The organism is Vibrio sp. OPT46 (assembly GCF_015163535.1).
Lineage (GTDB): Bacteria > Pseudomonadota > Gammaproteobacteria > Enterobacterales > Vibrionaceae > Vibrio > Vibrio alginolyticus.
On the sequence record NZ_JADDYG010000129.1, the window covers coordinates 1 to 7,894 of the forward strand.

At 44.1% G+C, this 7,894-nt stretch carries 4 protein-coding genes and 1 pseudogene; 3 read left to right on the top strand and 2 right to left on the bottom strand.

Annotated features, from left to right (window positions below; translation table 11 throughout):
• Positions 1–98 precede the first annotated feature (98 nt).
• Positions 99–416 (top strand): annotated as a pseudogene (locus IQR33_RS05755) (ASCH domain-containing protein); the annotation flags it as partial.
• Between the two features lie 54 nt (positions 417–470).
• On the opposite strand, the gene IQR33_RS05760 reads toward IQR33_RS05755, so the two are convergent.
• Both IQR33_RS05760 and IQR33_RS05765 read right to left on the bottom strand, forming a co-directional pair.
• Positions 471–1,058 (bottom strand): class I SAM-dependent methyltransferase, encoded by a 588-nt coding sequence (locus tag IQR33_RS05760; RefSeq protein ID WP_017635142.1) that lies wholly within the window; start codon positions 1,056–1,058, stop codon positions 471–473.
• Positions 1,059–1,148: 90 nt separating this feature from the next.
• A complete protein-coding gene (locus IQR33_RS05765; RefSeq protein ID WP_054576161.1) occupies positions 1,149–2,666 on the bottom strand; it encodes a phospholipase D family protein in 1,518 nt (505 codons plus the stop codon).
• Between the two features lie 518 nt (positions 2,667–3,184).
• Between IQR33_RS05765 and IQR33_RS05770 the strand changes: the two genes are divergently transcribed.
• Entirely contained in the window at positions 3,185–4,342 is a 1,158-nt protein-coding gene (locus tag IQR33_RS05770; protein ID WP_193837901.1) for an efflux RND transporter periplasmic adaptor subunit, read from the top strand.
• Positions 4,343–4,355: 13 nt separating this feature from the next.
• On the top strand, positions 4,356–7,514 hold the full coding sequence (locus tag IQR33_RS05775; protein WP_193837902.1) for an efflux RND transporter permease subunit: 3,159 nt from the start codon (positions 4,356–4,358) through the stop codon (positions 7,512–7,514).
• The last annotated feature ends 380 nt before the right edge of the window (positions 7,515–7,894 follow it).

The window sequence follows — 7,894 nt, forward strand, 5'->3', positions numbered from 1 at the left end:
TCGATTCCAATAACTTTGATTGCCGACATGATGGCACCTCCCAATATTCAGCGACATAGCTGAGTGTAGTGCAGGTGTGGGGCGTACCATCTTATTAAACTGCATCGTGCAGTTTGGAGCTTTGGTATCGAGAGCATGGTGAAATCATGCCCCAAGTCGGTCATTTACAAGTAGTGACGAATTGGGATGGGGACCCGGTTTGCGTGATACGAATTACTGACGTAAGTACATGCAAATATGAGGATGTAACCGCAGAGTTTGCCTTCGCAGAAGGCGAAGGTGATAGAACCTTAAACTGGTGGCGTGATGCTCATACTGCATTTTTTAAAGCTGAATGCGATGAGTTGAACATCGATTGGCATGAGAAACGTACGCTGGTTTTAGAGCGTTTTGAAGTGGTGTATCCCGTCAATTAATCTCTGATAGCAGCACTGATTTGAAGTGCTGCTTTCTTTACTGAGAGACCATTTTTAGCGCTTTCGAGCGGTCACACTAAACATGTGCCAATGTTTTTGGCTTCCTACTACAGTGGTCCCGTCTTCATCTCTTTCATGCAATGAAATGAGGTCGTAACCTTCGAATAAGCTTTCCACTTCCTTTTTTGTTAATGCGGTAATGTTTGGGTGCATTTCGGAGGTAACCCAGGAGTCTTTCACTCCCAAGAAATCGCCGGAGAAGATACCGCCCGGTTGTAATGCGCTGTCTATTTTTGTCCAGACTTGTTTGAAGCCTGTGTCAGGGCAAAAGAACAAACTGGCATTTGCGATAACCAAGCTGCACTTAGGGTAATTAAATTCAGTAAAACAGCACTGCGAAACCGAAAATCGTTTATTACCTTCAAAGCGTGTTAAACAAGTTTTTACTGCATTTTCATTGCTATCACATGCGTGAACCTTAAATCCCTGTTCGAGGAGAAAGTGGCTGTCTCGACCTATTCCGCAGCCAATATCGAGAGCGACTTTGCCTTCTATCTTAAGTAGGTTCAGGGCATTTTCCACGTTTGGGCGGTGAGGTTGGCTTAAAATTTTCTGATAGTATTCATTCCATTGCGCTGGCATTGAACTTCCTTATGTTGGTTGTGTCCCCTGCCCAAAACTAGCGTCCATTTTGTTTTGCTTGACTGGGGAGGTTTGCAGTATTGGCAGCTGTTATAGCTGATCTTCAATCGGTAATATTCCGGAGAACCAAGCGCCCATTTTTCGCCATACTCCTGCTTCTGGTTCGGAGTCGTATTCTTCGCCTGTTTTTACGTCGGTCCAGACAATGTCCCCGTCGCGCAGAGTTAAGGCGTAGGCGTTACTCGACAGTTGATTTGGCAGTTGTTCTAGAAACATTTGCACATATTCTGGCTGTTCGATAACAACGGCCATTTCGGTATTCAAAGCGGCCGAACGTGGGTCCCAGTTCATCGAACCAACGAAAAGTGTTTTGTTATCAATTGTCATTGCTTTAGCGTGTAAACTTGCTCTGCTACTCCCCGTGAGGCTCCACTTACTTTTGAGTTTCGCGCTCGCTTTTACTTCCCAAAGCTTGATTCCAGCTTCGAGTAGATCTTTTCGATATTTTGCGTACCAACCATGCACGGCAAACACATCGTTAGACGCGAGGCTATTGGTCACAATCGTGATATCAACGCCTCGCTTGGCCGCGTTACTTAATGCTTGAGTACCTGCTTCAGTTGGAACGAAATAGGGAGAAATGAGCACAAATGAATCCTCAACACTTTTAACCAGTTCCGTTAAATTATCAATAAGTTGGCTCTCTCGGGTCGCGACTTTATCGGGCAGGTCAAACCATACTTTCGCTTCTCCCCAGTAGAGCTTGAGTTTGCCTTGTTTTAGATCTTGGTACATATCCAGTTGAGTGAAGTCATAGCGGCCGGTTGAAAACTTTTCCTCTAACCGGAGTTTATTGACCTGCTTTTGAATCGCTTGGTCGGTAATTTGCTGTGAATTCGGTGTAATCCATTCCATTGGTATCGAATAGGCGCTATTCCAGTAGAGGTCGAACTGATCGGCAGTTTGTTGTACCGCCTCACCATAGAGCAGAAGATCAAAATCACCAAACTCAACTTGCGATTCAAAAGAGAAGTATTCATTGCCGATATTTCTACCTCCGACAATGGCGGAAACACTGTCTGCAATCAGAGACTTATTGTGCATACGACGATTAAGGCGTTCAAAATCGCTAGCAAGAGCGAACCAACGGGAGTCGCGATACTGATGCGGGTTAAATAAGCGGATTTCTATATTAGGATGTGCATTGAGGGCTGCCATCACATCGTCGTTTCGCTTTTGCATATCGTCAAGCAACAGTCTTACTCGAACACCACGCTTTGCCGCTTCATACAAGCGCCACGTTATTAGCTGACTCGTTTCGTCACCACGGTAAATATAGTATTGAAGGTCAAGGCTTTTCTGGGCGGACTCGATCAAAGAGGTTCGAGCAAGAAGGGCATCGTGTCCCTGATTTAACGGTGCAAAGCCAGTTATGGACTTGGGGTCTCTCCCGTAAGCTTCAAAGTACTGCGCAAGAACAGAATCCTTTTGATAACCGAGCTGAAAGCTGGTGGACTTTTCACTGGCGTCATTCAACGATACGGATGAGCATGCCGATAAAATAGTGAGCAGCGAGGGGAAGAGCAACTTGGCGAGCGTTTGTAACAAAGCACATTTCCTTGTCTTACAGAGTGTTACCTACTCCAAATTATAGACTTAAGCTGACGCCACATGCACCCAGAACCGTTTGATAACGAGCGATTAATCGATGAATTGCCATAGAGCCTGAACTAAGTTCAACTTTTAAAGCGCAGATAATCATTTATTTTAATTATCATTATGGCCGTATTGGTCATAATCACTAATATCTGGTGATTATGACCAATAGCGCACTGGATAAAATAATGATTTTTATATAACCATATGATTTTTAATAAATAAATGCTTGGCATGTCATTTGCCATTTAGAATAAAAGTTAAGTCAGAGCAACTTGCGCAGTTGGTTAATTTTTTGTTAATTTTATTAACTTTGAATTGGCAATAACTATCTAGTTCGCTGCTTAAAAGACTAGGCAAGCGCCGCTTTGATGTTTATTCAAATTCAATTCTCTCACCACCATGCTTACCGGGAGCAATGGACTGAATAAAAGTGTGGTGTTGAAAACAACAATAAAAAAGGATTTTCGATGTTAGCAAAACCCATATTACGTTGGCTTTTACCCTTCGTCGTCGTTGGAGGCTCTTATGCAGGATATGCTGCAATTGCCGCAACTGCGCCGGAAAAAGAGTCAACCAAAGATGCAATTACAGAACCTACTGTTCAGGCTTCTTCTCTTTTTCCTACTGATCACAAAGTGGTGATTACCAGTCACGGTGAATTAGTCCCTTTTGAAAAAACACACCTTTCCGCGCAAGTTAGTGGTGAAGTTACGAGTTGGCACCCGAATTTTGTGACGGGTGGCATCGTAAAACGAGGAGAGGTTCTTTTCACAATTGAAAGTGACAACTATGAAGCGTCGGTTTTACAAGCTGAAGCCGATTTAGCTAGTGCACTCGCAAACTTGATTGAGGAACAAGCGAAAGCCGAAGTGGCAAAACGTCAGGCAAAGAGACTGAGCGATAAGCAAGTGACGGATCTGTATTTACGCAAGCCTCACGTTTTGAGCGCACAAGCGCAAGTAAAGTCGGCTCAAGCGGCACTCAAACGAGCAAAAAGAGAGTTAGAAAATTGCAAAGTCGTTGCACCTTACGATGCGCTGGTTGTTGAGCGTGATATTGGTGTTGGTCAATTTGTTACATCTGGTTCTCGAGTTGCCACGTTAAACAACATCGAAGTGGCAGAGGTGCACGTACCCATTGCCGGTTTTGATAGTGCATTTTTACCCGAATCCATTGGTGAACTCACTGCGACAGTGACGCAGCAAGGTGTGTTTTCTACCACTAGAGAAGGTCGAGTAGTTCGTGATTTAGGCATGATTGATAGCGCTACCCGAATGATTAACATGGTCATTCAAATCGCGGACCCATACGGTGTCGATAACCAGCAGCCTCCAATCAAATTCGGCTCCTACGTTGAAGTGAGCTTCACTGGTAAGGAACTTAAGCACATCTACCGCTTGCCACAGGAATTAGTTAAAAACCGTACCGTGTGGGTGGTGAATGGCGATAATCAACTTCAACCCAGAACTGTCACGGTTTTGAGAGCAGAAGGTGAGTTTTTGCTGGTGGGCGAAGGCTTAGAGCAAAGTGATAAGTTGGTACTGACCTTGCCCGAGTACCCTCAAAAAGGCATGGCGGTACAAATCGCAAAAAAGAGTGACGACTCCGAAACCGTCGTACAGTAAGTAGGAGTTTGTCATGGAAGATACTAAACAAAAGGGCTTAATTGCCTATTTTGCGAATAACCCCGTCGCTGCCAACCTTTTGATGGTGTTCATCATTATCATGGGTGTGGTGAGTTTTCTCTTTATTCAAAGGCAGATGTTTCCGAATATTGAGGTGAACTACATTGATGTTCGTGCGACTTATCCTGGCGCTTCTCCTCAAGAGATAGAAGAGAGTATTCTCGTTAAGGTCGAGGAATCGATTAAAGACGTCACCGGGATTAAAAAAGCAGTCTCAACGGCCTCTAGAGGTAGCGCGTATGTTTCCATCGAGGTAGACGTTAATGCCGATATCAAGCGTGTCTTAGATGATGTAAACCAACGTATTGATACCTTGTCTAACTTACCAGCGGGTATGGAACCAATCAATGTCTACCAAGTTGAATGGCGCCAAGATGTAATCGAAATGGGGTTAGTTGGGGACCGACCGCTCGAGGAGCTTAAACCGCTTGCTAAGCAAATCGAAGATGAATTACTTCAGTTAGAAAACGTCATGCTGGTGTATCTGAGTGCGCCAGAAGAAGAAATAGCGATTGAAGTTGACCCACTTGTTCTTCGTAAATACGACCTGACGTTGAGCGATATCAGCAGCGCGATCAGCCGTTATTCAGCTAACTTTTCTGCGGGCGAAGTAAAAACAAATTCAGGGATGATTGCAGTAAGGATTGAAAACCAATACTACCGTGGTGATGAGTTTAGAAATATTCCAGTAAAGCTTGGCGCAAATGGAGCAAAGGTTCTGTTGCAAGATATTGCCACGATAAAAGATGGCTTTACGGAAGAAGAGCGCTATTTTGAATACTCAGGGCAAAATGCGATCTACATGTCTGTTGAAGCAACTCGTGACCAGAACATTATCCCTGTTGCACAGTCCGTTCGTAACTATATTGAAGCAAAAAACAAGACATTGCCGCAGGATGTTAAGCTCAAAGTCTTAGTTGATACGACTTATTATTTAAATGGGCGTCTCGACATGATGTTGAAAAACTTGCTGCAAGGCGCTGCATTAGTCGCGATTATGCTGACCATTTTCCTACGTTTCCGCTTGGCTATGTGGGTAATGATCGGCTTACCAGTGTGTTTCCTTGGTGCGGTGATGATGATGCCAGCTTTGGGTATTACAGTGAACATCGTCTCGCTGTTCGCTTTCATCATGGTGCTCGGAATTGTGGTGGATGACGCCATCGTGATGGGAGAGAGCGCTTACAGCGAAATTGAAGAAAAAGGTGGTGGCGTCGAAAACGTGGTTCGTGGTGTAAAACGTGTTGCCACACCAGCCACTTTCGGTGTGTTAACCACAATTGCTGTGTTTGCCCCTTTCTTGTTGTCTAGCGGTATTGATAGTGCCTTCTTTTATGGCATCGCGGGGGTCGTGATTCTTTGTTTGATCTTCAGTTTGATTGAATCGAAGCTGATCCTTCCTGCACACCTTGCGCATACCCATTTTAAACCAGTCAAACCTGGTGGATGGCGAGATCGTTTCAACCAACGTTTCTTCGGCTTTGTAAACGGTCCGTATCGTAACTTTGTAACAACATGCACCCATTGGCGCTGGACAGTGTTTGCGGTGTTCTGTGGTTTACTGCTGATCAGCGCGGCTTTGATCAACGCGAATTATGTTCGGATGATCCCTAACCCTAAAGTGCCGACCGACTATCCTGCGATCACTATTGAAATGAATGATACCGTTTCAAGTGAGCAGACAATCAGTGCACTCAAGACTATTGAACGTGTCATGCAAAAGATCGAATCTGAGACCATTGCAGAACATGGTCAAGGAATGATTCGTGACGTGCTGTCGTACAACAGAAGCCGCACCGAAGGTCGTGTATTAGTACCTTTGGTTGATGAAGAGTTACGCCCGTTCAATACATTTGAACTGGCTCGACGTTGGCGTGAAGCTATGCCTGTTATTCCAGGTATGAAGAGCATCAAAATCCGTGAGCAGAGTGCGGGTGGTGGTGACAGAGATGAGTTTGGCTACTTGTTGTTTGGCTCTAACATCAATGAGCTCAACGAGGCTGGGCGTTACTTGATAGAGCGTTTACAGCAGGAAGAAGGGTTATATGATATTTCATCTTCTATTGATTCTGGAAGCAAAGAAGTACTCTTGTCTCTTGCGCCTGTAGCGTACGATCTCGGTCTGGATCTCACCATGATCGCAGAGCAAGTTGGTGGCAGCTTTTATGGTGGCGAAGCACAGCGCATTATTCGTGATGGTGAAGAAATTAAAGTTATGGTGCGTTACCCGCAACTGACGCGTGAAGCATTTTCATCATTGCGTTACGCCGTGATTACAACACCAGCAGGTAAGAAGGTCATGTTGGGTGATGTGGTGAAGATCAATGAGCAGCCGGGCGTGAGTAGCATTCGACGTGAAGGCGGGTATCAAACCGTTTATGTCTATGGTTCGATAGACGAAGAATTGGTTGAACCTCAAGAAATCGTGAAGGTCATTGACGACAATATCTTACCGGACATGAAGCAAGACTTCCCAACTGTGAAAACAGAATTGGGCGGTGATATTGAAGAGCAGGCTGCGCAGCGTAATGAACAGATTTTGTTCTTTATTGCAGGCATGATCATCGTCTACATCTTGTTAGCTGTACCGTTAAAAAGTTATACCCAACCTTTGATTGTAATGTCCGTCATTCCGTTTAGTCTGACGGGGGCGATTTGGGGCCATTTCTGGCTAGGTTTAGACATCAGTATGATGTCGACATTTGGTTTGATCGCCGCTGCTGGCGTGGTTATCAACGACTCTCTGGTTATGACAGATTACGTAAACCAAGTGAGAGAAAAGGGTATGAACATCAAACAAGCGGTTGTTGAGGCGGGTTGTGCTCGTTTTCGAGCTATCACGCTCACCTCAATAACGACGTTTGCGGGTGTATTGCCGATAATGTTTGAAACGAGTTTGCAGGCGCGTTTTGTCATACCGATGGCTGTCGCTTTGGGCTTTGCGGTGTTGTACGCAACGGTTCTGACTTTAGTGTTGGTGCCTTGTTTGTATTTAATGCTTGAAGATAATAAAAATATTTTCAGATCGATTAAGAGGTTTATCCATCGTTTGATTAATCGTTTCAGAAAGTCGCCAGTGACGTCGAGCGTTGAAGCAAGCGTATCGAGTTAACAAGCTTGATGTTAACGATTAGGAGCAGCCTTCGGGCTGCTTTTTTGTTTCCGCATTTTGATTCAAAGCGATTTTTTAGTGGGCAGTTACGTAATTATCTGATGAGAAAACTGCCTGACAAAGCATTTCTAATATGTATGTTTTTAATGTATTGAATTCGCATGGTTAATTTGACACTTGGTTAGCGAAATTTACCAGACGAAGATAACGCTGAATATGGCTCATGATTTAAGTTATTGAAAAATAACAAAATAAAAGTTGGCATCGTATGTGCAATATATAAATTGTAATTAAAATTAACTGCTAATCCTCAAGGAGCTTATTATGAAAAGCGTATTTCTATCTACTCTAAGTCTTATTGCTGTAATGTCATCACCAAT

What these genes read in the sequence shown, in the direction of transcription:
- IQR33_RS05760 (WP_017635142.1), bottom strand. Translation starts at nt 1,058, where the DNA reads ATGCCAGCGCAATGGAATGAATACTATCAGAAAATTTTAAGCCAACCT.
- IQR33_RS05775 (WP_193837902.1), top strand. Translation starts at nt 4,356, where the DNA reads ATGGAAGATACTAAACAAAAGGGCTTAATTGCCTATTTTGCGAATAAC.
- IQR33_RS05770 (WP_193837901.1), top strand. Translation starts at nt 3,185, where the DNA reads ATGTTAGCAAAACCCATATTACGTTGGCTTTTACCCTTCGTCGTCGTT.